The organism is Kitasatospora herbaricolor (assembly GCF_030813695.1).
In the GTDB taxonomy this organism is placed as follows: Bacteria; Actinomycetota; Actinomycetes; order Streptomycetales; family Streptomycetaceae; genus Kitasatospora; species Kitasatospora herbaricolor.
The window spans coordinates 3,275,150-3,300,704 of record NZ_JAUSVA010000002.1; the positions used below are offsets into that span (position 1 = coordinate 3,275,150).

The 25,555-nt window shown below is 74.7% G+C and carries 24 protein-coding genes; 8 read left to right on the top strand and 16 right to left on the bottom strand.

What is annotated here, in order from left to right; genetic code table 11:
- Nucleotides 1-20: 20 nt before the first annotated feature.
- Entirely contained in the window at nt 21-611 is a 591-nt protein-coding gene (gene rimP, locus J2S46_RS14680) for a ribosome maturation factor RimP (RefSeq protein WP_191293173.1), read from the bottom strand.
- A 284-nt stretch (nt 612-895) separates the two neighbouring features.
- Between rimP and J2S46_RS14685 the strand changes: the two genes are divergently transcribed.
- Both J2S46_RS14685 and J2S46_RS14690 read left to right on the top strand, forming a co-directional pair.
- On the top strand, nt 896-2,077 hold the full coding sequence (locus J2S46_RS14685) for a ferritin-like domain-containing protein (protein WP_191293174.1): 1,182 nt from the start codon (nt 896-898) through the stop codon (nt 2,075-2,077).
- A 94-nt stretch (nt 2,078-2,171) separates the two neighbouring features.
- A complete protein-coding gene (locus tag J2S46_RS14690) occupies nt 2,172-3,095 on the top strand; it encodes an aminoglycoside phosphotransferase family protein (protein ID WP_191293175.1) in 924 nt (307 codons plus the stop codon).
- On the opposite strand, the gene J2S46_RS14695 is transcribed toward J2S46_RS14690, so the two are convergent.
- The 8 genes from J2S46_RS14695 to J2S46_RS14730 all read right to left on the bottom strand — a co-directional run bounded on the left by J2S46_RS14695 (nt 3,068) and on the right by J2S46_RS14730 (nt 11,587).
- Nucleotides 3,068-3,643: a GNAT family N-acetyltransferase gene (locus J2S46_RS14695; protein WP_191293176.1), complete on the bottom strand. Its 576-nt coding sequence runs from the start codon at nt 3,641-3,643 to the stop codon at nt 3,068-3,070. The two genes, J2S46_RS14690 and J2S46_RS14695, sit on opposite strands and share 28 nt — an antisense overlap.
- Before the next feature lie 111 nt (nt 3,644-3,754).
- A complete protein-coding gene (locus J2S46_RS14700; protein ID WP_191293197.1) occupies nt 3,755-4,630 on the bottom strand; it encodes a GNAT family N-acetyltransferase in 876 nt (291 codons plus the stop codon).
- Between the two features lie 130 nt (nt 4,631-4,760).
- Nucleotides 4,761-5,921, bottom strand: coding sequence for a flavodoxin-dependent (E)-4-hydroxy-3-methylbut-2-enyl-diphosphate synthase (gene ispG / locus J2S46_RS14705; protein ID WP_073926564.1), 1,161 nt, complete (start codon nt 5,919-5,921; stop codon nt 4,761-4,763).
- A 139-nt stretch (nt 5,922-6,060) separates the two neighbouring features.
- Nucleotides 6,061-7,365, bottom strand: a complete 1,305-nt coding sequence (locus tag J2S46_RS14710) for a M50 family metallopeptidase (protein WP_191293177.1) — start codon at nt 7,363-7,365, stop codon at nt 6,061-6,063.
- Between the two features lie 70 nt (nt 7,366-7,435).
- Nucleotides 7,436-8,665 carry a 1-deoxy-D-xylulose-5-phosphate reductoisomerase gene (gene dxr / locus J2S46_RS14715; RefSeq protein WP_191293178.1) on the bottom strand — a complete coding sequence of 410 codons (1,230 nt, stop codon included), beginning with the start codon at nt 8,663-8,665 and terminating at the stop codon, nt 7,436-7,438.
- A 136-nt stretch (nt 8,666-8,801) separates the two neighbouring features.
- A complete protein-coding gene (locus J2S46_RS14720; RefSeq protein ID WP_191293179.1) occupies nt 8,802-10,112 on the bottom strand; it encodes an aldehyde dehydrogenase family protein in 1,311 nt (436 codons plus the stop codon).
- 25 nt (nt 10,113-10,137) lie between these two features.
- Nucleotides 10,138-10,425: a putative quinol monooxygenase gene (locus J2S46_RS14725; protein ID WP_191293180.1), complete on the bottom strand. Its 288-nt coding sequence runs from the start codon at nt 10,423-10,425 to the stop codon at nt 10,138-10,140.
- A 235-nt stretch (nt 10,426-10,660) separates the two neighbouring features.
- Nucleotides 10,661-11,587: an NADP-dependent oxidoreductase gene (locus J2S46_RS14730; RefSeq protein WP_191293181.1), complete on the bottom strand. Its 927-nt coding sequence runs from the start codon at nt 11,585-11,587 to the stop codon at nt 10,661-10,663.
- Between the two features lie 117 nt (nt 11,588-11,704).
- Here J2S46_RS14730 and J2S46_RS14735 point away from each other — a divergent pair, with 117 nt between their 5' ends.
- Together J2S46_RS14735 and J2S46_RS14740 are read left to right on the top strand one after the other, a co-directional pair.
- Nucleotides 11,705-12,160: a MarR family winged helix-turn-helix transcriptional regulator gene (locus J2S46_RS14735; protein ID WP_229913211.1), complete on the top strand. Its 456-nt coding sequence runs from the start codon at nt 11,705-11,707 to the stop codon at nt 12,158-12,160.
- A 43-nt stretch (nt 12,161-12,203) separates the two neighbouring features.
- Entirely contained in the window at nt 12,204-12,860 is a 657-nt protein-coding gene (locus tag J2S46_RS14740) for an NAD(P)H-binding protein (RefSeq protein WP_191293182.1), read from the top strand.
- 96 nt (nt 12,861-12,956) lie between these two features.
- Here the strand turns inward: J2S46_RS14740 and J2S46_RS14745 are convergent, their stop codons facing one another.
- The 3 genes from J2S46_RS14745 to J2S46_RS14755 form a co-directional block, all read right to left on the bottom strand.
- Complete coding sequence (locus J2S46_RS14745) at nt 12,957-14,399, bottom strand: aldehyde dehydrogenase family protein (protein WP_191293199.1); 1,443 nt, start codon at nt 14,397-14,399, stop codon at nt 12,957-12,959.
- 214 nt (nt 14,400-14,613) lie between these two features.
- Complete coding sequence (locus tag J2S46_RS14750; protein ID WP_073926572.1) at nt 14,614-16,179, bottom strand: PucR family transcriptional regulator; 1,566 nt, start codon at nt 16,177-16,179, stop codon at nt 14,614-14,616.
- 311 nt (nt 16,180-16,490) lie between these two features.
- A complete protein-coding gene (locus tag J2S46_RS14755; protein WP_229913216.1) occupies nt 16,491-18,509 on the bottom strand; it encodes a type IV secretory system conjugative DNA transfer family protein in 2,019 nt (672 codons plus the stop codon).
- Nucleotides 18,510-18,805: 296 nt separating this feature from the next.
- On the opposite strand from J2S46_RS14755, the gene gabT reads away from it, so the two are divergent.
- Entirely contained in the window at nt 18,806-20,161 is a 1,356-nt protein-coding gene (gabT, locus tag J2S46_RS14760; RefSeq protein ID WP_191293184.1) for a 4-aminobutyrate--2-oxoglutarate transaminase, read from the top strand.
- A gap of 488 nt (nt 20,162-20,649) precedes the next feature.
- The gene (locus J2S46_RS14765; protein ID WP_229913212.1) at nt 20,650-21,267 is read left to right on the top strand and encodes a phosphatase PAP2 family protein; all 618 of its coding nucleotides are present in this window, start codon (nt 20,650-20,652) and stop codon (nt 21,265-21,267) included.
- A 42-nt stretch (nt 21,268-21,309) separates the two neighbouring features.
- Here the strand turns inward: J2S46_RS14765 and J2S46_RS14770 are convergent, their stop codons facing one another.
- The gene (locus J2S46_RS14770; RefSeq protein WP_191293186.1) at nt 21,310-21,657 is read right to left on the bottom strand and encodes a DUF2218 domain-containing protein; all 348 of its coding nucleotides are present in this window, start codon (nt 21,655-21,657) and stop codon (nt 21,310-21,312) included.
- Nucleotides 21,658-21,809: 152 nt separating this feature from the next.
- On the opposite strand from J2S46_RS14770, the gene J2S46_RS14775 reads away from it, so the two are divergent.
- Nucleotides 21,810-22,307 carry a MarR family winged helix-turn-helix transcriptional regulator gene (locus J2S46_RS14775; RefSeq protein ID WP_229913213.1) on the top strand — a complete coding sequence of 166 codons (498 nt, stop codon included), beginning with the start codon at nt 21,810-21,812 and terminating at the stop codon, nt 22,305-22,307.
- On the opposite strand, the gene J2S46_RS14780 is transcribed toward J2S46_RS14775, so the two are convergent.
- Nucleotides 22,201-23,139, bottom strand: a complete 939-nt coding sequence (locus J2S46_RS14780; protein WP_191293201.1) for an EamA family transporter — start codon at nt 23,137-23,139, stop codon at nt 22,201-22,203. The genes J2S46_RS14775 and J2S46_RS14780 overlap by 107 nt on opposite strands.
- A gap of 94 nt (nt 23,140-23,233) precedes the next feature.
- Here J2S46_RS14780 and J2S46_RS14785 point away from each other — a divergent pair, with 94 nt between their 5' ends.
- The gene (locus J2S46_RS14785; RefSeq protein WP_191293187.1) at nt 23,234-24,133 is read left to right on the top strand and encodes a LysR family transcriptional regulator; all 900 of its coding nucleotides are present in this window, start codon (nt 23,234-23,236) and stop codon (nt 24,131-24,133) included.
- A gap of 84 nt (nt 24,134-24,217) precedes the next feature.
- Here the strand turns inward: J2S46_RS14785 and J2S46_RS14790 are convergent, their stop codons facing one another.
- Together J2S46_RS14790 and J2S46_RS14795 are read right to left on the bottom strand one after the other, a co-directional pair.
- Entirely contained in the window at nt 24,218-24,979 is a 762-nt protein-coding gene (locus J2S46_RS14790) for a ZIP family metal transporter (RefSeq protein WP_190213660.1), read from the bottom strand.
- A gap of 139 nt (nt 24,980-25,118) precedes the next feature.
- The gene (locus J2S46_RS14795) at nt 25,119-25,550 is read right to left on the bottom strand and encodes a DUF6278 family protein (protein WP_191293188.1); all 432 of its coding nucleotides are present in this window, start codon (nt 25,548-25,550) and stop codon (nt 25,119-25,121) included.
- Nucleotides 25,551-25,555 lie beyond the last annotated feature (5 nt).

Consider the following 25,555-nt stretch of genomic DNA (forward strand, 5'->3'; position numbering starts at 1 on the left):
CCCGTCGCCGGGGCGTCGTCCTACTCCTCGTCGGAGGCGTCCTCGGAGTCGCTGCCGTCCTCGGTGCCGTCCTCGGCGTCCTCGGCCTCGTCGGTGTCGTCGAAGTCGGGGGCCTCGTCCAGGAGCTTCTCGTCCTTGCGGTTGAACTCCACCTGGACGCGCGCCTTGGCCACCTCGGTGTACTCCAGACGGCGCTCCTTGGCCTTGCCGCGGCCCTTCACCGGCTGCACCTCGACCAGCGCGCCGTCCTCGTCGGCCGACAGCACCCGGGCGACGATCTCGGTGCCGTCCGCCAGCTGCGCCTTGACCAGCCGGCCCTCGGCCCGGCGCCAGTGGCGGGGCTCGGTGAGGGTGCGCTCGGCACCCGGGGAACCGACCTCCAGCACGTACGCGCCGCTGCCCATCACGTCGGACCCGTCCAGCGCCTCGCCGACCACGCGGCTGAACTCGGCGATGGTGTCGAGGTCCACGCCGCCGTCGGCGTCCACGTCGACCTGCACCTGGCGGCGGCTGCCGGCCTGGGTGACCTTGACCTCTTCCAGGTCCAGCCCGGAGCTTGCGGCCAGCGGCTCCAGCAACGCACGCAGCCGGTCGATCTGGGTGGTGCTCATCCGGGTGACTCCTCGGCCGCGTCTGCTGTTGTCAGAAGGTCATACTGCATCGCCTCCGGGGTGTTCCCCCACAGGGCGCATCGCAGCAACTCGGGCCAAAGCCTATCCGGTCAACCCCCGAACCACCGATTCCGGACGGCCCGCCGCCCAGGCCCCGCGGGCCCACTGCGAGCAAGGTCACACCCCGCGCCCGGTCCTCGAAGCGTGTCCGGGGGCGTGTGGATTCTGTAATCATTCACGCCATCGGGAGTGGAACGCTCCCCCACGAGCCGGGAGACACACCGATGCAGCGCCGCCGCCGACGGACCACCCTGGCCCTCGGGCTGCTCGCCGCCGCCGCGGTGCTGACCGCCTGCACCGGCTCCCACCACAAGGACGGGGACGAACAGCGGCAGGCCGACCCCGACCTGCCGGTCCGCACCCGCGCGGTGGCGGCCACCGACGCCCTGCTGGCCGCCTACGACACCGTCATCGCCGGGCCGGGCGCGGGCCGGGCCGGGGAGCTCCAGCCGCTGCGCGCGGAACTGCTCCGGCACCGGGCCGCCTTCGCCGAGGGGCTGCCGAGCGCGGCGCCCACCCCCGGCGCCGGCACCGGCCCCTCCGGCGGCGCCGCCTCCCCCGGTGGCTCCGGCACGGCCACCGGCACCCCCGGCGCCACCGCCACCGCCCCGGGCGAACCGACCGCCGCCGTCACCACCGTGGCCGAGCTCGGCGCGGCCGAGCGGCGCACCGCCGAGGCCAGGCTCGCGGACCTGCCCGCCGCCTCAGCGGACCTCGCCCGGCTGCTCGCCGCGGTCTCCGCCTCGGACGCGCTGCACGCGGTCGCGCTCGGCGACACCACCCCGGTGACCGCCCCGGCGCCCACCCCGACCGCCTCCGCCTCCGCGAGCGGGCCGGCCGGCGCGAGCGCCTCCGCCACCTCCCCTTCCGCCACCTCCCCCAGCGCCGCCCCGGCCACCGGCACCGGCCCGGGCTCACCGGCCGCCGGCGCCGCGCCGCTGCCCGACGGCACGGCCACCGCCCTGCAGAGCGCGCTGGCCGCCGAGCACGCCGCCGTCTACGGCTACGGGGTGGTCGGCGCCAAGCTCCCCGACGAGGCGCAGCGCACCGACGCCCGGGCCGCCTACGCCACCCACGAGGCCCGGCGCGACACCTGGCGCCGGCTGCTGGCCGGCGCGGGCGCCACCCCCGGCGCGGCCGCCGCCGGCTACCAGCTGCCCTTCGCGGTGGCCGACGCGGCCGGCGCCACCCGGCTGGCCGCCCACATCGAGGCCCGGCTGACCGACGTCTACGGGGAGCTGGTGGCCGCCCTGCCCGCCGACCGGCGGGTCGCCGCCGCCGACGCGCTGCGCGGCACCGCCCTGCAGGCCCGCCGCTGGGGCTCCGCCGTCACCGCCTTCCCCGGCCTGCCCGAGCCGGCCGCCGCCTCCCCCGGCGGCTCCACCGCGCCCACCCCCACCGGCTGAGCCACCCGGGCGCTTCGCTGACCTGCGGCTTCCCGTTCATGGCCGACAATGGACGGGTAGTACCACGGGGGAAGCGTTCGACCGGAAGGCCAGCATGTCGGCAGCACCAGCGGGGATCACCGTCCCGCAGCACTTGGCGCGGAGCGTCGGCGCCCGGTACGGCGAGAGCGGCCGGGCCTGGCTGGAGCGCCTGCCGGAGCGCGTCGCCGGCTACCTCGACCGCTGGGACCTCACGCTGGAGCGGGTCCTGGACCCGGGCGGCCGGCTCAGCCTGATCGGGTACGTCCACCGGGACGACCTCAGCCCGGCCGTGCTCAAGGCCGGGCTGATCACCCCCGAGACCGCCCAGGAACACGCCGCCCTCACCCACTGGGCCGGCCGGGGCGCCGTCCTGCTGCTGGCCGCCGAACCCGCCGAGGGCATGCTGCTGCTGGAGCGGCTGCACGGCGAGATCCCGCTGCGCTCGCTCGCCGAGGCCAAAGCCATGCTGGAGGCCACCAGCCTGCTCCAGCGCCTGTGGGTGCCGCCGGCCGACGACCACCCGTTCACCGCCGTCGCCGACCGGGTGCACGCGCTGGCCGAGGGCATCCGCCGCCACCGCGACCTGCCCGGCGCCGCCGACACCCGGCCGCTGGCCGACGAGGCGCTGAGCACCGCCGAGGGCCTGCTCGCCTCGGCCACCGAGCGGTTCCTGCTGCACGGGGACTTCCACCACGGCAACGTGCTGGCCGCCGACCGCTCGCCCTGGCTGGTGATCGACCCCACGCCGCTGGTCGGCGAACGCGCCTACGACCTGGCCCGACTCGCCCAGGACCGGCTGGACACCCTGATCGGCTCCCCGGGCCCGCGCGGTGCGGCCCGCCGCCGGCTGCACCAGCTCGCCGAGGCGGTCGAGGTGGACCACGACCGGCTGCGCGGCTGGACCCTCTTCCGCAGCGTCGCCGCCGGGCTGCACAGCCTGGACGCCGGCGACGCCGGGACCGCCCAGCTCTACCTGGAGTTCGCGGACTGGCTCTGAGCGGCCCGCCCGGGGCGCAACGGCAGCGTCGCGCCCATCACGGCGTACGGCCGGTCGGTGTTCGGGAAGTGCACGGCACGGGCCAGGTCGCGGTAGCCCAGCGAACGGTACAGCCGCCGGGCCGGGGTCTCCGCGTCGATCGCCGACAGGATGCTGCGGGGCAGTCCGGAGCCCTCGCACAGCCGCCTGATCAGCCCGCTGCCGACGCCCTGCCCCTGGAACCCGGGCAGCACGTGCAGTTCGGTGACGGCGAAGACCTCGTCCAGCCAGTCGCCGTGCCCCCGGGCCTCCAGGTGCGGCTGGATCACCGTGCTCCACCAGTGCTCGCGGTGGTTGGGCATCCCGTAGCCGAAGCCGACCAGCCGGCCGCCGCTCATCGCGCCGAGCGCGATCACGCCGGGCTGCAGGGCGTGCCGACCGACGATCTGCAGGCGGACCGCGACCTCCTCGGCCGTCAGCCCGAAGGCCTGCGCCTGGACCTCCAGCGCGTACGGCGCCCAGGCCGCCAGGTCGATGGGCTCGATGATCACCTCGGTGAGCTGCTCCATGCCCCGGGACGTTACTACCTGGCGCGCCCCGGCGGACCTCGGAACAGCCGGCTCACGGCGTCCGGACGGCCCGCTCGGCGCCCCCCGAGCCGCCTCGGTACGGCAGGGCCCTCAGAACAGCACGCTCATGAAGGCGCCGACCTCGTGGAAGCCGACCCGCCGGTACGCGGCGCGGGCCCGCAGGTTGTAGTCGTTCACGTAGAGCGAGACCACCGGCGCGACCTCCCGCAGCGCGAGGTCCAGCACGGCCGCCATCCCGGTGACCGACAGGCCCTGGCCGCGGTGCTCGGGGGCGACCCAGACGCCCTGGATCTGGCAGGCGCCCTGGGTGACGGCGCCGATCTCGGCCTTGAAGACCACCTGGCCGTCGGCGGTGAACCGGGCGAAGGAGCGCCCGGCGCCCACCAGTTCGGCCACCCGGGCCTGGTAGAGCAGGCCGCCGTCACCGGCCAGCGGGGAGATCCCGACCTCCTCGGTGAACATCGCCACGCAGGCCGGCATGACCGCCTCGACCTCGTTCTTGCGCACCCGGCGCACCAGCGGGTCCGGCGTGACACCGACGGCGGGGGTGGTGGCGGCCATCAGCGGCTGGTGGGCGCGGACCTCGCGGGCCGGGCCCCAGCTGCGCTCCAGCAGCGCCCAGAGGGCCGCGGTGGGCCCGGCCGGGCCCACGATCGAGGAGCAGCGGCGGCCCTGGCGGCGGGCCCGTTCGGCGAAGGCCCGGACGGCCTCCGGCCCGGCGTTGACCAGCACCAGGTTGGCCCCGGCGTAGCAGAGCGACTCCAGGCTGCCGTTCTCGTCGTACCAGCCCCACATCTCGCCGCCCAGGCGCCACGGGTCAAGCCCGACGGACTCCACCCGGGTGGCGACGAAGGCGTTGGCGACCGGGTCCCGGTGGAGCACCCCGAGGGTCTCCGGGAGATCCGGGGCGTCGAGGACGCGGGTGGTCGCCAGGGCGCGTGCGGCCTGGAACGCGCTGGGGAGCATCACACCTCGATCGAGCATCGAGACAGCACCTCACTGAAAGACTCTTGCCGCACCCTACTCCGTGGCCCCACCCGGATACGGCCGCGGGGTCGTCCGTCGACGGACGACCCCGCAGTGGACACGTCGGGGGTCAGTCGGCGGCGACCACGGTGGGCGCGCCCGCCTCGACACCCTCGGCCTGCATCAGCTCGGCGAGCTTCAGGGCCTCTTCGATCAGGGTCTCGACGATCTTCGACTCCGGGACGGTCTTGATGACCTCGCCCTTCACGAAGATCTGTCCCTTGCCGTTGCCGGAGGCGACACCGAGGTCGGCCTCGCGGGCCTCGCCCGGACCGTTGACGACGCAGCCCATGACCGCGACGCGCAGCGGCACCTCCATGCCCTCCAGGCCGGCGGTGACCTCCTCGGCGAGCTTGTAGACGTCCACCTGGGCGCGGCCGCAGGAGGGGCAGGAGACGATCTCCAGGCCGCGCTGGCGCAGGTTCAGCGACTCCAGGATCTGGTTGCCCACCTTGACTTCCTCGGCCGGCGGGGCCGACAGGGAGACCCGGATGGTGTCGCCGATGCCCTCGGACAGCAGCGCGCCGAAGGCGACCGCGGACTTGATGGTGCCCTGGAAGGCGGGGCCGGCCTCGGTGACGCCCAGGTGCAGCGGGTAGTCGCAGGCGGCCGCGAGCTGGCGGTAGGCGTTGATCATCACGACCGGGTCGTTGTGCTTGACCGAGATCTTGATGTCGCGGAAGTCGTGCTCCTCGAACAGCGAGCACTCCCAGAGCGCGGACTCGACCAGCGCCTCCGGCGTGGCCCGGCCGTACTTCTCCAGCAGGCGCTTGTCCAGCGAGCCGGCGTTGACGCCGATCCGGATCGGGACGCCGGCGTCCTTGGCCGCCTTGGCGATCTCGCCGACCTTGTCGTCGAACTGCTTGATGTTGCCCGGGTTCACCCGGACCGCGGCGCAGCCGGCCTCGATCGCGGCGAAGACGTACTTGGGCTGGAAGTGGATGTCCGCGATCACCGGGATGCCGGACTTCTTGGCGATGATCGGCAGCGCGTCGGCGTCGTCCTGGGTGGGCACGGCCACCCGGACGATCTGGCAGCCGGAGGCCGTCAGCTGGGCGATCTGCTGCAGCGTGGCGTTGATGTCGGCGGTGACCGTGGTCGTCATCGACTGGACGGAGATCGGGGCGTCGCCACCCACCGGAACGTTGCCGACCATGATCTGCCGCGAGACGCGGCGGGTGGCCAGCGGCTTGAGCGGCAGGGACGGAATACCGAGCGAGATCGCGGTCATGTGCGCAGGGTTCCCCGGGGTTGAGGTGGGTGGTCCGGCCGCTTGCGGTGGCCGGGCCGGGTGTGCAGACGTACGCGCACCCGGCGTCCAACGGTACGGCACCTGCGGGCGGGGGAGCACACCCGCCCGCCGGGCCGCGTCAGGTGATCTTGACAGGGTTGACGAGGTCGGCTACCAGGACGAGCAGCGTGAAGCCGATGAAGATGCTCGCCACCACGTACGCGGCCGGCATCAGCTTGGCCACGTCGAACGGGCCGGGGTCGGCCCGCCGCATCAGCTTCGCGATCCGGCGTCGGAGCGACTCCCACAGCGCGCCGGCGATGTGGCCGCCGTCCAGTGGGAGCAGCGGCAGCATGTTGAACAGGAAGAGCGACAGGTTGATGCCTGCCAGCAGGTTCACCATGAAGGCGATCCGCTGGGAGGCCGGGATCTCCAGGGCGAACACGTCGCCGCCGATCCGGGCCGCGCCGACCATGCCGATCGGCGAGTCGGCGTCCCGCGGGGTGCCGTCGACGATCGAGTGCCACAGGCCCGGGATCTTGCCCGGCAGGGCCACCAGCGACTTCACCCCGGTCTCGGCGTTGGTGTACATCCGGTCGATGCTGTCGGTGAAGCCCAGCTGGACCACCCCGCTCGCCGGGACGAACCCGAGGAAGCCCGCCTCCACCGTCTGCCCCTTGAGCGGCAGGCCGCTGCCGTCGTACTTCTGGACCTGGTTGACGCCGATGGTCGGGGTGAGGGTGACCTGCTGCCCGTCGCGCTCCACCACCACCGGCACCGTGCGGCCGGCGGACTTGCGGATGTCCGCCTGGAGCTCGTCGTAGTCGTGGATCCGGTCCCCGCCGAAGGACAGCACGGTGTCGCCGGCCCGCAGCCCGGCGGCGGCCGCCGGGGAGGCGGCCGCGCCGTCCGGGCAGGTGTCCGTGGGCTGGCTGGCCGGCACCACGCACTGGGACACCGACTTGACCGTCGGGACGGACATCTGGACGCCGAAGCCCATCATCACGGTCAGGAACAGCCCGATCGCCAGGATCAGGTTCATGAACGGGCCGGCGAACATCACGATGACGCGCTTCCACGGCTTGCGGGTGTAGAACAGCCGCTGCTCGTCGCCGTCCTGCAGCTCCTCGTAGGAGGCCTCGCGGGCGTCCTCGATCATGGAGCGCCAGGGCGAGCTGCTGCGCCGGGTGATCCGGCCGTCCTTGCCGGGCGGGAACATCCCGATCATGCGGATGTACCCGCCGAGCGGGACCGCCTTGATGCCGTACTCGGTCTCGCCCTTCCTGCGGGACCAGACCGTCGGGCCGAAGCCGACCATGTACTGGGGCACCCGGATGCCGAAGACCTTGGCCCAGGACAGGTGCCCGAGCTCGTGCCAGGCGATCGAGAACAGCAGCCCGACCGCGAAGACCACCAGGCCGATTCCCCACATCACTGCCGTCACCGCTGGTCCTCCGTCATGCCGCTCAGTCCACCCATCGGGTCCGTACCGTCCATGTCGTCCCTACGGCGCCTCAGCCGGCCGCCAGCTCGCGGGCCCGGGCGCGGGCCCAGTCCTCCGCGTGCAGGACGTCCTCGACGGTGGGAGAAGTTCCCCGCGCCGGGGTCCCGTGCTCGGCGACCACCTTGGCAACAGTGTCCACGATCCCGGTGAAGGCGAGGCGGCCCTTGAGGAAGGCCTCCACGCACTCCTCGTTCGCCGCGTTGAAGACGGCCGGGGAGGTGCCGCCGAGCCTGCCGACCTCACGGGCCAGCTCCACCGCGGGGAAGGCCTCGTCGTCGAGCGGGAAGAACTCCCAGGTGGCGGCCTTCGTCCAGTCGCAGGCCGGGGCCGCGTCCGGCACCCGGTCGGGCCAGCCGAGGCCCAGCGCGATCGGCATCCGCATGTCCGGCGGGCTGGCCTGGGCCAGCGTGGAGCCGTCCGAGAACTCCACCATCGAGTGGACCACCGACTGCGGATGGACCACGACCTCGATCCGGTCGAACGGCACGTCGTACAGCAGGTGCGCCTCGATGACCTCCAGGCCCTTGTTGACCAGGGTCGCCGAGTTGATCGTGATGACCGGGCCCATCGCCCAGGTCGGGTGGGCCAGCGCGTCGTCGGGCGTGACGGCGGCCAGCTGCTCACGGCTGCGGCCGCGGAACGGGCCGCCGCTCGCGGTCACCACCAGCTTGCGGACCTCGGCGCGGGTGCCGCCGGCCAGCGCCTGGAAGATCGCGGTGTGCTCGGAGTCCACCGGGACGATCTGACCCGGCTTCGCCAGCGCCTTCACCAGCGGGCCGCCGACGATCAGCGACTCCTTGTTGGCCAGCACCAGCACCCGCCCGGCCCGCAGCGCCGCCAGTGTCGGGCGCAGGCCGATCGACCCGGTGATGCCGTTCAGCACGGAGTGGCACTCCAGCCCGGCCAGCTCGGTGGCCGCGTCCGGGCCGGTCAGGATCGCCGGCAGCGGCCGGCCGGCCGCCTTCGCGGCCAGCGCCTCGCGCAGCGCGGGCTCGGCCGCCGGATCGGCGATCGCCACGGTGTGCGCGCCCAGCCGCAGCGCCTGCTCGGCGAGCAGGGCGACCCGGCCGCCGGCCGCCGAGAGGGCCACCACCTTGAAGCGGCCGGGGTTGCGCAGCACCACGTCGATCGCCTGGGTGCCGATCGAACCGGTGGAGCCGAGGATCACCAGCTCCCGGGGGCCGGAGGGGTCCTTCACCGTGGGGGTGAAGCGCAGCGTCGGGTGGGCGAGCGAGTTCATGCGCCCATTGTGTCCTGCCCGCCGCGCCGGGTGGCGCGGCGGGCGGGATCGGGCGCAGATCTTCACCTGCGCCGGGGCCGGGGCGGCCGGGCGGGCGGGGCGGGCCGGGCGGGCCGGGCGGGCCGGGCGCACCGGATCAGTGCAGCGGCTTGTCCAGCACGGCCTTGGTGTGGCTGAAGGTGTCCACCGAGTACTCGCCGTGGTAGCGGCCCATGCCGCTCTCGCCGACCCCGCCGAACGGCAGCTCGGGCACCGCCAGATGGGACACCGGCAGCCCGAAGACCAGCGCGCCGGAGGAGGTCTCCGCGGCCAGCCGCTCCTTCGTCTCCGCCGACTCGGTGAAGGCGTACAGGGCCAGCGGCTTGTCGCGGTCGTTGATGAAGGCGATCGCCGCGTCCAGGTCGGGGACGGCCAGCACCGGCAGGACCGGGCCGAAGATCTCGGCCTGCATCACCGGCGCCTGCGGCCGGACGTCGGCCAGCACGGTCGGCGCCAGGTAGCGGCTCTCCCGGTCGTACCCGCCGCCGGTGACGGTGCGGCCGTCGCCGAGCAGCGCGGTGAGCCGGTCGAAGTGCCGGGTGTTCACGATCCGCCCGTACTCGGGATCGGCGGCCGCGTCCTCGCCGTAGGCCTCGCGGACGGCCTCGGCCAGCTCGGCCTCCAGCGCGGGAGCGGTGTCCCCCACGGCGAGCACGTAGTCGGGTGCCACGCAGGTCTGCCCGGCGTTCAGGAACTTGCCGCGGACGATCCGGCGGGCGGTCACCGCGAGGTCCGTCCCGCTGTCCACCACCACCGGGCTCTTGCCGCCCAGCTCCAGGGTGACGGGGGTGAGGTGCCGGGCGGCGGCCGTCATCACGATCCGGCCCACCGCGCCGTTCCCGGTGTAGAAGATGTGGTCGAAGCGCTGCTCCAGCAGCGCGGTGGTCTCCGGCACCGCGCCCTCGACCACGGCGACCGCCTGCGGGTCCAGGTAGCGCGGCAGCAGCCGGGCGATCGCCGCGGAGGTGGCGGGCGCCAGTTCGCTCGGCTTGACCAGCACGGTGTTGCCGGCCGCCAGCGCGCCCACCAGCGGGGCGAGGGCCAGCTGCAGCGGGTAGTTCCACGGCGCGATCACCAGCACCACGCCGAGCGGCTCGCGGACGGCCCGGGCCTCGGCCGGCAGGAAGGCCTCCGGGACGGCGGCGGGCCGGGGGCGCAGCCACTCGGCCAGGTGCCGCACGGTGTGGTCGAGCTCGTTCAGGGTGAAGCCGATCTCGGTGCGGTAGGCCTCGGCGGGGCCCTTGCCGAGGTCCTCGCGGAGGGCCTGCTGGAGCGCCTCCCGCTGCTCGGTGAGCAGGGTGCGCAGGGCTTCGAGCTGGCCGAGCCGCCAGTCCAGGGGACGGGTGCGGCCGGTGGCGAAGGTGGCGCGCAGCCCGGCCACCACGTCGGCGGGCGAGTTCGTGGTCATGGTGGGTGCTCCGTGGGTTCCGGGGTCAGAGGTCGGTGTGGAACTCGGTCTGACGGTCGATGAGCAAGGGTGCGACGGTGTCCTGGACCAGCTCGCGGTAGCGGTCACCGGCGCGGTGCGCCTCGGCGGCCCGCCGGTCCGTGTACTCGACGAGGACGACGAACGCGGCCGGGTCGCGCAGCGACCTGAGCGAGCGGAAGGCGGTGACGCCGGGCTCTGCGAGGGCGGCCCGGGCCAGGGTGGCCAGCAGGTCGGCGACCCGCTGCTCCTGGCCCGGGGCGGCGAGCCAGTCGGCGACGAGGACGATGGGCATGGGGGTGCTCCGAGGATCTCCGGGCGAGGGCCGGGGCGCTCCGGGCGCCCGGGCGGATCCGGTGGGGGCGGTACGGCCGTCCGGGTGGCGGGCCCGGTGACCGGCGGGCCCGGCGACCGGCGGGCCCGGCGGTGGGCCGACGCGGTGGCCGGCGCGTGGATGTCCGGCCGGCCGGGCGTCCGGGCTGCACGGCGCCCGGGCCGCGGGGATGCACGGCGCCCGGGGCCGCGGGCCGTCAGGCGACGGTGACGACGACCTTGCCGCGGGTGTGACCCCCGGCGTTCAGGCGCTGGGCGTCGGCGGCCCGCTCCAGCGGGAAGGTCGCGGCGACCTCGACGCTCAGCCGGCCACTGTCGGCGAGGTCCGCCAGCGCCGTGAGGTCGGCGGTGTCGGGGCGGACGAAGACGTAGCGGCCGCCCAGGGCCAGCACGGCGCCGTCCGCGACCGAGGCGAGCCGGCCGCCCTCGGCGAGCAGCCCGGGCGAGAGCTGCAGGGCCTCGCCGCCGATCAGGTCCAGGACGGCGTCCACGCCCTCGGGGGCCAGCGCGCGGACCCGCTCGGCCAGGCCCTCGCCGTAGGTGACCGGCTCGGCGCCCAGCCCGCGCAGGTACGCGTGGTTGTGCTCCCCGGCGGTGCCGATCACCCGGGCGCCGAGGGCGACGGCGATCTGGACGGCGAGCGAACCGACGCCGCCGGCCGCGGCGTGCACCAGGACGGTCTCGCCGGGCTTGACCTCCAGCGCGCGGGTCAGCGCCTGATAGGCCGTGAGGCCGGCCAGCGGGAGGCCGGCGGCCTGCTCGAACCCGAGCGCGGCGGGCTTGCGGGCGAGGGTGCGCACCGGGGCGGCGACGTACTCGGCGAAGGTGCCGCGGCCGACCAGGTCCTCGCGGACGTAGCCGATCACCTCGTCGCCCGGGGCGTACTCGGTGACGCCGACGCCCACCTTCTCGACCACGCCGGCCACGTCCCAGCCCGGGATGACCGGGAAGACGGCGTCCATCACGCCGTCGAGGTAGCCGGCCTGGATCTTCCAGTCGACCGGGTTCACCGAGGCGGCCCGCACCTTGACCAGAACGGCGTCGGCGCCGAGCTTCGGCTCCGGGACGTCGCCGTACTCGAGGACGTCGGGGCTGCCGTAGGTGCGGTAGGTGATGGCCTTCATGGTGGTGCTCCTGAACAGAAAGATTTGATGGGCTCGATGGTTGAGGTCATCAAGCAATAAATCGAAGGTAGATCTCGATGATTGAAGATGTCAAGTAATCGGGCCTAGACTGGACCCATGACCCGGACCACACCCCCACCAGCGCCCGCAGCCCCGTCCGCGCCCGGCACGGACCGGCTCATGGAACACCTCGCCCACGCCGCCGCCTGCTACTACCGCAGCTTCGCCGTCGTCGCCGCCGGCCAGGGCCTCACCCTCATCCAGGGCAAGATGCTCAGCCTGCTCGGACGGCCGCTGCCGATGCGCGCCCTCGCCGAGACGCTCGGCTGCGACGCCTCCAACGTCACCGGCATCGTCGACCGGCTCGAAGCCCGCGGCCTGGTACGCCGCGAGGCCGCCCCGGCCGACCGCAGGGTCAAGACCGTGGTGCTCACCCCCGAGGGCGAGGAGGCCGTCCGGCGGATCCGCGCCGACATCGTCGCCGGCCTGCCCGGCCTCGAACAGCTCGACGACCACGACCGCCGCACCCTTCAGGACCTGCTCGACCGGGCCTTCCCGCACACCGCCGGCTGAGCCCTGCGCGCCCCGCGCGCCAGCACCGGCTACCGTCGGCACCATGCGTACCGTCATCGCAGGTGGCCACGGTCAGATCGCGCTGCGCCTGGAGCGGCTGCTCGCCGAACGCGGCGACCGGCCCGCCGGGATCGTCCGCCGCCCCGAACACGCCCAGGACCTGCAGCGGATCGGCGCCGAACCGCTGCTGCTCGACCTGGAGGCGACCACCCCCACCGAACTCGCCGCCCTGCTCGAAGGCGCCGACGCGGTGGTGTTCGCCGCCGGCGCCGGCCCCGGCAGCGGCGCCGAACGCAAGCTCACCGTCGACCGCGACGCCGCCGTCCTGCTCGCCGACGCCGCCGAACTGGCCGGCGTCCGCCGCTACCTGATGGTCTCCTCGATGGGCGCCGACGCCGCCGCCGAGTACCCCGCCGACCCGGTGTTCGAGACCTACCTCCGGGCCAAGGGCGCGGCCGACGACGCCGTCCGGGCCCAGGACGCGCTCGACTGGACGATCCTGCGGCCCGGCCGGCTCACCGACGGCCCCGGCACCGGACGCGTCCGCCTCGCCCCCTCCACCGGCCGCGGCGACGTGGACCGCGCCGACGTCGCGGCCGTCCTCGCCGCGCTGCTCACCGCGCCGGCCACGGCCGGCCTCACCCTGGAACTGACCGCCGGGGACACGCCGGTCGCCGAGGCCGTCGCCGCCCTGCACTGAAGCACGCCCGAGCGCGAGGCACGCCCGAACGCGAGGGGCCCCCTGGACACCGGGCGGTGTCCAGGGGGCCCCTCGACCTGCGGGCAGCCGGGCCGATCAGAGGTCCAGGCCGGTGAGCACCAGCACCTTCTCCTGCGTGTAGTCGTCCATCGCGTACCGGACGCCCTCGCGGCCGACGCCGGAGTCCTTGACACCGCCGTACGGCATCTGGTCGGCCCGGTACGAGGGGGCGTCGCCGATGATCACGCCGCCCACCTCCAGCTCGCGGTGCGCCCGGAAGGCGGTCTGCACGTCGTGCGTGAAGACGCCCGCCTGCAGGCCGAAGAGCGAGTCGTTGACGGCCGCGAACGCCTCGTCGGTGCCGTCCACCTTCTGCAGCGACAGCACCGGTCCGAACACCTCGGCGGTGGCCAGGATCGCGTCCGAGGGCAGCTCGGCGAGCACCGTCGGAGCGAACGAGGCACCCTCGCGGGTCCCGCCGGTGAGCAGCTTCGCGCCCTTGGCCACGGCGTCGTCCACCCAGGACTCCACCCGCTTGGCCGCGTTCTCGTCGACCAGCGGACCCACCTCGGTCGCCTCGTCCTCCGGGTCACCGGTGACCTGCGCCTGCACCTTGGCCACGACCTTCTCGACCAGCGCGTCGTAGACGGTCGCATCCGCGATCACCCGCTGCACCGAGATGCAGGACTGGCCGCCCTGGTAGTTGGCGAAGGTCGCGATGCGCGCGGCCGCCCACTCCAGATCGGCGTCCGAGGACCAGTCGGCGAGCACCACGGCGGCGGCGTTGCCGCCGAGCTCCAGGGTGACGTGCTTGCGCGGCACCGAGTCCATGATCTGGTAGCCGACCTTGTCCGAACCGGTGAACGAGATCACCGGCAGGCGCTTGTCCTGAACCAGCGCGGGCATCCGGTCGTTCGGCACCGGCAGGACGCTCCAGGCGCCGGCCGGCAGGTCGGTCTCGGCCAGGATCTCGCCGAGCACCAGGGCGGACAGCGGGGTCGCCGGAGCCGGCTTGAGGACGATCGGGGCGCCGACCGCGATAGCCGGGGCGACCTTGTGCGCCACCAGGTTCAGCGGGAAGTTGAACGGGGCGATGCCCAGCACCACGCCGCGCGGGAAGCGGCGCACCACCGCGAAGCGGCCGGTGCCGCCCGGGTCGGTGTCCAGCCGCATGGTCTCGCCGTTGGTGCGGCGGGCCTCCTCGGCCGCCCAGCGGAACACCGACACGGCCCGGCCGACCTCGCCACGGGCCCACTTGATCGGCTTGCCGTTCTCGGCGGTGATCAGCCGGGCGATCTCCTCCGAGCGCTCGGCGAGCCGCTTGGCCACGTGGTCCAGGGCGGCGGTGCGCACGTGCGCGGGGGTGGCGGCGAACACCGGGAGCGCCTCCACGGCGGCGGCCAGCGCCTCCTCGACCTGCGCCTCGGTCGGCGCCGCGACCTTGCCTACCAGGCGCCCGTCCCACGGGTTGCGCACCTCGAAGTCGCCGTCGCCGCTCGCCCGGCGGCCGGCCAGCCAGAACTCATGGGTGGTGGTCACGGTGGTACCGGCCCTCTCCTCGTCGTCCACGCCCCACCGACGTGGAGCCTGAACCCCACGGTAGGCGGCCACGCGACCGATCCGGATTGGCCGACCCGTAGCGCTCAGCGGCGCTCTTGCTCCATCCCGGACAGATGCGAGCGGTGCTCTTGCTCCGTCCTGGACGGGTGCGACGCGCGCCGGGGAGCGGCCGCCGGCGGACCGGGGCGGCCCGTCACTCCTCGCCCGAGCGGAGCGCCAGCCACAGCTCCATCCGGACGTCGGTGTCGTCCAGCGAACGACCCAGCAGTTCCTCCACCCGGCGCATCCGGTACCGCAGGGTGTGCCGGTGCACACCGAGGTCCGCCGCCGCCGCGTCCCACTGGCCGTGCCGCGACAGCCAGGCCCGCAGCGACCGCACCAGGTCACCGCGCGCCGTACGGTCGTGCTCGCGCAGCGGCCGCAGCAGCCCCTCCGCGAAGGCCGTCACGGCCTCCTCCCCCAGCAGCGGCAGCAGCGACCCCGCGCCGACCTCCTCGTGGTCGACCGAGCGCCGCCCGCCGCGCAGCGCCACCGCCAGCGCCCGCTCGGCCTGCGCGAAGGCCACCCCCGCCTCGTCCAGCGCGGCCGGCGCCGAGACCCCCAGCGACACGCCCTCGTGCTCCTCGACCACGCCCAGGCAGGCCCGGTGCACCGCCCCGTTGTCCAGGGCAAGCACCATCAGCCGCGAGCCCGCGTCGCCGTCCTCCCGCGCCACCAGCAGCCGCTCCCCCACCCGGCCGCCGGCCTGCTCGGCGCGCTCGGCCAGCTCGCTGAGCGCCTCCGACGCGTCGGCCCCCTGGGCCGTGCCCGCGACCAGGACTCTTATCGTCCCCTCCGGCAGACCGCCGAACAGCCCGAGCGCGACCTGCCGGGCGGTCGCCACCTCACCCGCCAGCACCATCCGCAGCAGGGCGGCGCCCATCCGCTCCTCCGCCTGGCGCAGCTCGCGCGAACGCTCCAGGGTCAGCGTCAGCAGCGCCACCGCCGCGTTGAGCACGTAGCGCTCGGTCGGCGTGATCCGGTCCTCGGTACCCACCGCGAGGAAGCCGCGCGCCCGGCGGTCCGCGCCCAGCGACTGGACCACCACGTAGTCCTCGTCCGCCGTGTCGATCCCCGGGGAGCGCCCCTGCAGCGCGGCGCTGGACGGCGCCGGCCGCCGGCGCAGCCGGTCCACCTCGGCGGCCAGCCGGCCGGCCCGGCGGGCCGCCCAGTCCGGGGCGACCACGGAGAGCGCTCCCGAACCGTCGTACAGCGCGGCCCAGCCGCCCAGCCGGGCCGCCAGCCGGCGCACCACGGCCGTCGTGCCGTCCTTGCCCAGCGCGGCCCGGGTCAGCTCCTCCTGGGCCTCGAAGCTCGTGGTCACCGCCTCGTACTGCTCGGCGGCGATCGCCGCCGACACCACCTTGCTGATCGCGATGAACGGCGTCGGCTCCGGCACCCGCAGCAGCGGCAGCCCGCGCTGGGCGGCCGCCTCCACCAGCGGCTTGGGCACCTCGGAGTGCGACAGTCCCACCCCCAGGCCGAGCCCGACCACCCCCGCGTCCGCCAGCCGGTGCACGTACGCCTGCAGTTGGGAGGCCGTCCGGCCGAGCTTGATGCCGGTGGTGAGCAGCAGCTCACCACCCTCCAGGAAGGGCGTGGGGTCGTCCAGCTCGCTGGTGTGCACCCAGCGGACCGGGCGCTCCAGGTGGTCCGCCCCGGCGATGACCGTCAGGTGGAGCGAGGTGTTGCGGACGACGGAGGCGAGTGTGGGAGGCATGGCACCTTCGGTGGGACGACCAGGCTGCGCCGTTGCGGCCGGGCGAGGAGGGAGTCGCTACTCCTCATTATGGACGCCCCGGACAACCCGCACTGCCGAATCCACCTTGACGGCGATAGGGAGCGGGGGCGGGGACGCTGCGCGGGGCGCCAGAGGGCTGGGGGCAGGCGAGCCGGGAAGCCGGGCGGCGGGCACGGGCGCCGCTAGGCGGGGGCTCGGCGGGATGCGGGCGCCGCTAGGCGGAGGCTCGGCGGGATGCGGGCGCCGCTAGGCGGAGGCTCGGCGGGATGCGGGCGCCGCTAGGCGGAGGCTCAGGCCCGGAGGTCGATCAGCAGCGGGGGCACCTGGGCGCCGCTCACCGACGTCAGGGAGATCACCGCGTGCCCGGCCGGCAGCGCGTGCGCCAGGTCCGAGGGCGACCAGCGCTGCCGCTCGACCTCACGGGTCGTGACGCTCTCGGTCTGCGCCGTCGTCCCCGACAGCGCCTTGCGGCCGAGCCGGCCCGCACGGCGCAGCATCCCGCCCGAGGTGTCGGGGGCGTGCGTGATCGCCGTCTCCCGGACCAGGTGGGTGCCCCAGGCCTCGGAGAACAGCCGCCCGTCCCACGGCGCGATCCCCGGGAACGCCATCCGGCAGCCGACCGCGCCGAACAGCGGGGCCCGCAGGGCCTCCGGCAGATCGACCAGCGTCCGCAGCAGCAGCACCGCGCCGGCGTTCGTCCCGCGCATCCGCTGCAGCCCCCGGACGACGTGCGCGTCCAGCGCCGCCGACGCGTCGTCCACCACCAGGCCCGCGAACAGCGAACGGTCCTCGCGCGCCACCGCCGCCTGCACGAACTGGCCCACCACCAGCCGGTACAGCATCCGGGCGGCCTCCGGGTGGCTCAGCTCGGGCAGCTTCACCCGGACCCGCAGCGGGTGGTCCAGCACCCGCATCGCGAACGGCGGGCGCCCCCCGCCGTCGGTGGCGAAGCAGCCCTCGAAGGCCGGCCGGTCCAGCAGGCCCAGCCGGTCCGCGAGCAGCATGCCCGGGTCGTCCGCCCGGCCACGCTGACGCTCCCGGTGCTGCAACTCCCGCTCGTACCGCTCCAGCAGCCCGCCGGCCCGCAGCTCCGCGGTCAGCGCCTCCACCGCCGCCGGCTCGCCCGCGAGCAGCTCACGCAGCTCCCGCACCCCCGGGTAGCGCCGGAAAGCCGCCTGGAACGGGCCGACCACCTGCTGCAACGCCGTCCGGGCGCTCTCCGCCCGCAGCACCAGCTCGTCCGGCAGCAGCGCGTCGGCGAGCCGGGCGGCCGCCTCGTCCGGGTCCTGCCCCGCGCCGTACAGGTCCAGCCCGTACACCGAACCCGGGTCGCCTGGCGCGATCACCACGTCGTACCAGGCGTCCGGGCCGAGATCGGCGTCGGCCGCCCCGATCACCACCGCGCACGCCGTCCCCGCCAGCGCCTGCAGGCAGAGCGCCTCGGCCACCGGACGGGCCAGCCCCGACGTCTTCCCGGTCCCCGCCGGGCCGACGGCCAGCAGCGAGGTGCCGAGCACCGCCGGGTCCAGGGCGAAGCCCGACCCGCGGTGCGCCGGCGGATTCTTCGGCACGTCCTGGGCCGCCCCCAGCCGCACCTGACGGGTCAGCAGGTCGTGCCGCCCCGAACGCCCCGGCAGGTCCCGCAGTTCGGACGGGTGCGCACAGGCCGCCCCGCCCCGGGCCGCCACCTGCTCGCCGAAGGCGGGCAGGATCTCGGGGTCCCGCAGCACCACCTCCCAGGCCCGCCGGATCCGCACGTAGTCGACGTCCCCGACCGCCTCCCGGTCCAGCCGCTGCGCGGCGGCCTCGGCCCCGGCGTGGCGCAGCTCCGCCCACGGGTCGACCGGGCCCGCGGGCTCGGCGCCGCCCTTGGCGGCGGCCGGCTCCTCCTGGGTGACCGTGCGGGAGAGCAGGGGTGCGACGTAGCGGCGCCAGACCTCGGGCCAGCGGCCCATCCGGCCGAAGACCAGGAGGACGGCAACGGCAACCACGCCGTTGACCAGCAACCCGACAACCGTGACGGCGAGGGCCGAGGGGTGTTCCACCCAGACGGTCAGCACGATCAGCCGCAGTACCAGCTGGGTCCCGTAGAGAAAGGCGAACCACCCCACCACCGCGTTCAGCCCCGCCCGCAGCAGCAGCGGCCCCGCCGGCACCTTCGCCTGTTCGGCCCGCTCGAGGTCGATCGGGCGGTGGCCGTAGCGGTAGACGCCGGGGTCGGCCTCGGGGCGGGGTTCGGCGACCCAGCCGGCCAGGTCGAAGGACGGGGCCGGCGGTCGCGGCAGGCCGCGGGCCGCCTGCTGGGGCATGGGGGGCGTCACCGTGGTCCGCCGTCCGTGCCCGTGTGTGCCGTCCAGCTCCATTTACGGCCCCGCTCCCTCGCCCGCCCCGTAGGCCCGTTCCGGCCCATGCAGCCATACCCATGCCGCCGTACCGGCGACACGCCCGCGCTCAATGTAGTGGAGCGGGGCCTGCCGGTAGCGGCCGGCGGCACGCTGGCCGCACAGGACAAGTCGGACGGCCCAGTGGTACCGAGTGGCGCATGCCTGCGTGCTCGCGGCGGCCGTAGCCTGCGAAGACCGAGCCGATAAGTCTGGAGAACACCATGAGCGCCGCAACGCCGCTCCCGCAGGAGCGCCGCCTGGTCACCGCGATCCCCGGTCCGAAGTCGCAGGAGCTGCAGGCACGCAAGCTCGGCGCGGTGGCGGCCGGGGTCGGCACCACCCTGCCGGTGTACGTGTCCCGCGCCAACGGCGGCGTGCTGGAGGACGTGGACGGCAACTCGCTGATCGACTTCGGCTCCGGCATCGCCGTGACCAGTGTCGGCAACAGCGCCGAGGCCGTCGTGGCGAAGGCCACCGAGCAGCTCGCGGCCTTCACGCACACCTGTTTCATGGTGACCCCGTACGAGGGGTACGTGGAGGTGGCCGAGCAGCTCAACGAGCTGACCCCGGGTGACCACGAGAAGCGCACCGCGCTGTTCAACTCGGGTGCCGAGGCGGTGGAGAACGCGGTGAAGATCGCCCGCGTGTACACCAGGCGCACCGCCGTCGTGGTCTTCGACCACGGGTACCACGGCCGGACCAACCTCACCATGGGCCTGACGGCCAAGAACATGCCCTACAAGCAGGGCTTCGGGCCGTTCGCCCCGGAGATCTACCGCGTTCCGGTCGCCTACCCGTACCGCTGGCTGACGGGCTCGGAGAACTGCGCCGCCGAGGCCGCCGCGCAGGCGATCGACATGATCAACAAGCAGATCGGCGCGGAGAACGTCGCGGCGATCATCATCGAGCCGATCCAGGGCGAGGGCGGCTTCATCGAGCCGGCCAAGGGCTTCCTGCCCGCGATCGTCGAGTACGCGAAGGCGAACGGCATCGTCTTCGTCGCGGACGAGATCCAGACCGGCTTCTGCCGGACCGGCCAGTGGTTCGCCTGCGACGACGAGGGCATCGTCCCGGACCTCATCACCACCGCCAAGGGCATCGCCGGCGGCCTGCCGCTGGCCGCCGTGACCGGCCGCGCCGAGATCATGGACGCCACCCACGGCGGCGGCCTGGGCGGCACCTACGGCGGCAACCCGGTTGCCTGCGCCGGTGCGCTGGGCGCGATCGAGACCATGAGGTCGCAGGACCTCAACGGCAAGGCGCAGCGGATCGGCGAGATCATGCTGACCCGTCTGCGCGCCCTGCAGGAGAAGTTCGCCGGTTCGGACCGGGTGAACATCGGCGAGGTCCGCGGCCGCGGCGCGATGATCGCGGTCGAGCTGGTGAAACCGGGCGGCAAGGAGCCCGCCGCCGAGATCACCGCCGCGATCGCGAAGGCCTGCCACACCGAGGGCCTGGTCGTGCTGACCGCCGGCACCTACGGCAACGTGCTGCGCTTCCTGCCGCCGCTGGTGATGCCGGAGCACCTGCTCAACGAGGGCCTGGACATCATCGAGGGCGCCTTCTCGCGCGTCTGACCCCGGGCCCGGGGCCTTGCGCCCCGGCCTGCCGTGCTCGTGCGGCGCCCCGAAGGCCCGGTCCCCCGTGGACCGGGCCTTCGGGCATGCGCCAGGGGGTTGTACTCCACCGGGTGAAGATGCTGTGGGGAATCGCGGGAGCCGCACGCCCCGGCAAATCGGTTGACGTAGTGTCATCACAGATGGACAGCGAGCCCCAGCCCTTGGCGGATCCGCCGACGACTCCGCCCCGCGCGGAGGTTCCGAGGACGGCCCGCGCGGGCGACCGGACCGCCCCGGCGCAGGCGGCGACAACCGAAGACCGATCGACCGACCGCCCGGCCCACACCCCCCGGGGCGTGCGGAGCGGCGATCAACACGGCCGCCCCGGGGCTCTCCCCCCCGCTCCGGGGCGGCTTCTTCGTGCCCGGGTCCGTGCCCGGGGGCTTCGCGCCTCGGCGGGCGGCCCCCGCGGACGCGCCGCGCTGCTGGCCGGGCAGGCCGTCGCGTTGGGGCTGATCTCCTGGCAGGTGGCCGTGGACGGCCCGCTGCTGGGACTGGACCGCCGGGCGCGGCACACCGTCGCGGGGCTGCGCGACGGACTGTCCAGCCCCCTGCTCGACCATCTCGGCGCCGCGTTGTCGGATCTCGGCGGTTCGGTCCCGGCGGTGCCGGTGCTGCTCGGCGGGGGTGCGCTGGCGGCCTGGCGGGCCCGGCGGGAGGGGGCCCGGCGCTGGTGGCTCCCGCTGCCGGTGGCGGTGCTGACGGCGGGTGCGATCCCGCTGCTGATCGTCCCCGCCAAGGCGTCGTTCGCCCGACCCGGCCCGCTCGGGCTGCCGCTGACGCCGGAGCAGTGGGGCTGGTACCCGTCCGGGCACACGGCGACCGCGAGCATCGCGTACGGGGCGGCGGCGCTGTTGCTGGGCCGCACCGTCGGGGTCCGGCACCGCCGCCGGCTGTACGCGGGCGCCGGGCTGCTGTCCGCCGGGGTCGGGGCGGGGCTGGTGTGGAGCGACTACCACTGGCTGCTGGACGTGGTGGCCAGCTGGTGCCTGGCCGGGCTGCTGCTGCCGCTGGTGGCCCTGCTGTCGACGCGTCGTCCGCCGCGCCCGCCGGCCGGGCGCTGATCCGCCGGCGCCCGGCCTCGGGTGCGGGCGCCGGCGCGGGCGTCAGCCCTGCGCGCCCTCCGGGCCGGGCTCGTCGTTGCGGTGGACGAGGCCGGGCTCTCCGTTGTCGCGGCGCCATTCCACGACGAGTTCGTCGCGGGTGCCGAAGCGCACCAGGTGGCGGCCGACCACGTCCTCCAGCACGGCCAGCTGATCGGCCTCGCCCTCGACGGTGAGCAGCAGGGCGTCGGGCGCGGCCTCCAGGGTGCCGGTACCGGCGCCGAAGGTCAGTTCGCCGCGGCCGGTCTCCTCGGACCAGCGGGCCTCGATCCGGCGGCCGAGGTGGGCGGCGAGCTGCTTGGCGTAGCGGGCCGGGCGGTCGGTGGTGACGCGGGCGACGGATCGGGGCACGTTCACTCCAGGGGTGATGACCGAGAGGGCACTTAGGGTACCCTCACTCCGATGCAGAGTAGCGCACATAGTGAGCTTGGCTCAACACCTCTGCGGCGGGGCTCCGACCGGCCGATACCCTGGGGCGAACCACTGCCGAGGAGACCCCGCCGATGACCACCACGCCGTCCGAGACCGCGGCCGAACTCGCCGACGAGATGACCAGGGCGATCAAGCGGATCCGGCGGCAGACCATGGACCGGCTCGAACCCTTCGGCATCACCCCCGGCCAGGGCCGCGCGCTGCGCACCCTCGCGCACGCCCCCGGCTGCGAGAGCCCCGGCGAGACGATGCGGCTCGGCGACCTCGCCGACCGGCTGCACATCGCACCCCGCTCGGCCACCACCGTGGTGGACGCCCTGGAGGAGGCCGGCCTGGTCGAGCGGACCCCGGACCCGGCCGACCGGCGCGCCGTGCGGATCGTGCTGACGGCGGCCGGCTGGTCTGCGGTGGAGCGGATCGGGCAGGTCCGCCACGAGGTGGCCCAGGAGTACTTCGGCCCGGTCAGCCCGTCGGACCAGGACGCGCTGCTGCGGGCACTACGGGTGGCCGACCGCGCCTACGGAGCGAGCGCCGGGGAGCGGAGAGCGCCCCGGGACGCACCGCGGTGAGCCCGATGCCGACGATCACCAGCAGCGCGGCGCAGCCCGCGGCCGCGCTGACCGACTCGCCGAGCAGCAGCCAGGCCGAGGACATCCCGAAGACCGGGACGAGCAGCGAGTACGGCGCCACCGCGGTGGCGTCGTAGCGGCGCAGCAGGTAGCTCCAGGCGACGAAGCCGAACAGGGTCGAGACCAGGCCGACGTACGCGATGGCGAGGATCCCGGCCGGCGTGATCTGGCGCAGCGCCCGCAGGTCGGCGGCCGGCCCCTCGACCAGCAGCGAGAGTCCGAGCAGCGGCAGCGGCGGGACGGCGCTGACCCAGACCATCCACCGCAGGGCGTCCGGCGGCGCGGCCCGGCGGGTCAGCACGTTGGACAGCCCCCAGGCGACGGCTGCCGCGATCACCAGGACGAAGGCCCCGACCGGGCCGCCGGCCCCCTGGTCGGCGGCGGCCACCCCGATGCCCGCCAGGGCGACCGTCAGGCCCACCAGCCGCTGCCGGGACGGGCGCTCGCGCAGCAGCGCCGCGGCGAAGAGCGCGGTGAAGACGGCCTGGCTCTGCAGCACCAGGGAGGAGAGGCCGGCCGGCATCCCGGCGTGCATGCCGAGGAAGAGCAGCCCGAACTTGACCACGCCGAGGACCAGGCCGACCGCGAGGATCCATCGTGCGGCCACCTTCGGCGGGCCGACCAGGAGGACGGCCGGCAGGGCCACGACGGCGAACCGCAGGGCGCAGAACAGCAGCGGCGGGAAGTTCTCCAGGCCGACGTGGATGAGGACGAAGTTGAGCCCCCAGACGGCCGCGACCAGGACGGCCAGGGCGATGTGACGTGGACTCATGGCGGTGCTCGATGCGGGCATGCCCCGAGCATGGCCGCCCACCATCGTGTAGCACCAGCGATGATTGCTGAAGCTCACGGTTTAGCATTGCTGCATGATGGATCTGGGACGGCTGCGGGCGCTGCACGCGGTGGCGGTGCACGGTTCGGTCGGCGGCGCGGCCGCCTCGCTCGGCTTCACCCCCTCGGCGGTGTCGCAGCAGATCGCCAAGCTGGAGCGGGAGACCCGCACCGTCCTGCTGGAGCGTCAGGGGCGGGGCGTGGTGCTGACCGACGCCGCACGCGAGCTGGCCGCCACCGCCCAGCAGGTGCTGGCCCTGGTCGAGCGGGCCGAGGTGACCCTGGAGGAGCAGCGCGGCCGGGCGGTGGGCCGGCTGATGGTGGCCGCCTTCGCCACCGGCGCGCGCGGGCTGCTGCCGGGCGCGCTGGCCGACCTGCGCACCCGCTGCCCGGACCTCGACGTCCGGCTGCTGGAGAGCGACCCGTACCCGGCGGCCGAGCTGGTGGCCCGTGGAGAGGTGGACCTGGCGCTGGTCCAGGACTGGCCGACGGTGCCGCTCCCGGTGCAGGACGGGCTGTCCAGGCTGGACCTCGGCGAGGATCCGGTCGACCTGCTGCTGCGGGAGGAGCACCCGCTGGCGGAGCTGGCCGTGGTCCCGGTCGGGCGCCTCTGCGGGCAGCGCTGGATCAGCGTCCCGCCTGGCAACATCTGCCACGACTGGCTGGTCCGGACCTTGCGCGAGGCCGGCGAGGAGCCGGACGTGGTCTACCAGGTCGGCGAGTTCGAGACCCAGATCGCGCTGGTGGCGGCCGGGCTCGGGGTGGGACTGGTGCCGCGGCTCGGGCGCGGGGCCCTGCCGCCCGGGGTGGTCACCCGCCCGGTGGTGCCGGAGCCGAGCCGGCGGGTGTTCGCGCTCTGGCGCACCCAGACCTCCCGCCGCCCGGCGATCACCGAGGCGCTGGCCGCGATGCGGGGCCGGTGGGCCGCGCTGTAGGAACGGTGGGCCGCGCCGGCCTGGTCCGGCACTGCGGGACGGGTGCGGGCACCCCGCAAGGACCGACGGGGCACGGGCTCCGGCTCAGCTCGCCAGGCCGATGACCAGCCACATGAAGGCCACCCCGGCCAGGGTGCAGAGCAGGGTGGTCCGCGAGGGGTGCGGGCTGTGCGCCTCGGGGAGGATGTCCGAGGTCGCCAGGTAGAGCAGGAACCCGGCGAAGAACCCCAGGTAGAGGCCGAGCAGCTGCTCGGGGATGGTGAACAGCAGCGTGATGGCGGCGCCGGTCACCGGCGCCAGCGCGTCGGCGCCCAGCAGGGTCAGCGCCCGGCGCCGGTTGTTCCCGTACAGCCGGGTGATCGTGTACGTGTTGAAGCCGTCGGCGAAGTCGTGGGCCACGACCGCGATCGCCACCACCGTACCGACGGTGCTGCCCGCCTGGAACGCGGCGCCGATCGCGAAGCCGTCCATCAGGCTGTGCCCGACCAGGGCGCCGGCGGCGGTCAGTCCGATGCCCTGGGCCTGCGGCCCGTGGTGGGAGTGCCGGTGGCCGTGGGTGTGCTCGGCGTACTCGCCCTCGTGGCCGCGGTGGATGGCCACGGCGCGCTCGACGATGTGGATGACCAGGAAGCCCACCGCGAACATCAGCAGGGCCTGCGGCACGCCGTGGATCTCGTCCGGAGCCGCCCGCATCGCCTCGGGCAGCAGGTCGAAGGCGACCACGCCGAGCATCAGCCCGGCGGCGAGGCCGAGGACGAGGTGGCGGCGGTCCCCGGTCCGCTGCGCGACGTAGCCGCCGATCAGCGTCATCAGGAACGCGCCGGCGGCGACCAGGATCGCGGTCATCGAGGTGCCCTTCCCTCCCCCGGGCCCCGTCGGGCGCCGTCTCGCGGGCCGCTGCCAGGACCCGCCCCCAGCCTGCGTCCGGCGGCCCGGCCCCGCCCGCCGGACGGCCCGTCGGGGTGAGCCCCCGCGCGCCGGCGGGTCAGCTGTCGAGGGCCTCCAGGTAGACGGCCGCGAGCTGCGGGTAGCCCTGCTCGGCCCAGGACCGGCCGAAGGCCGTGACGTCCAGTTCCCGGCCGTCCGGCAGCGCGATCACCGGGGTGCCGTCCTGCGCCAGGCGCCAGCGGGTCCCGGGGACGGTGCGGAAGACCACGGTGCCGAGGTAGAGGCCGGCGTCGTTGCCGAGCCACTCGGCGGTACCGGGGCTGTCCCGCCAGGTGGGGAGCAACTGGTCGAGGGCGGTAAGGGAGGGCACGTCGTCCGCGAGCCGGAGCCCGGCCTCGTCGGCGAACTCACGCAGCAGCTCGCACTCGGACAGCAGTTCGGCCATCGAGTCCTGGTCCTGCTCGGGCGACGGGCCGGCCGCGGCCTCGCCGTGCCGGTCCCGCCATCGTTCGATGAATCCCATTCCCATCGGCC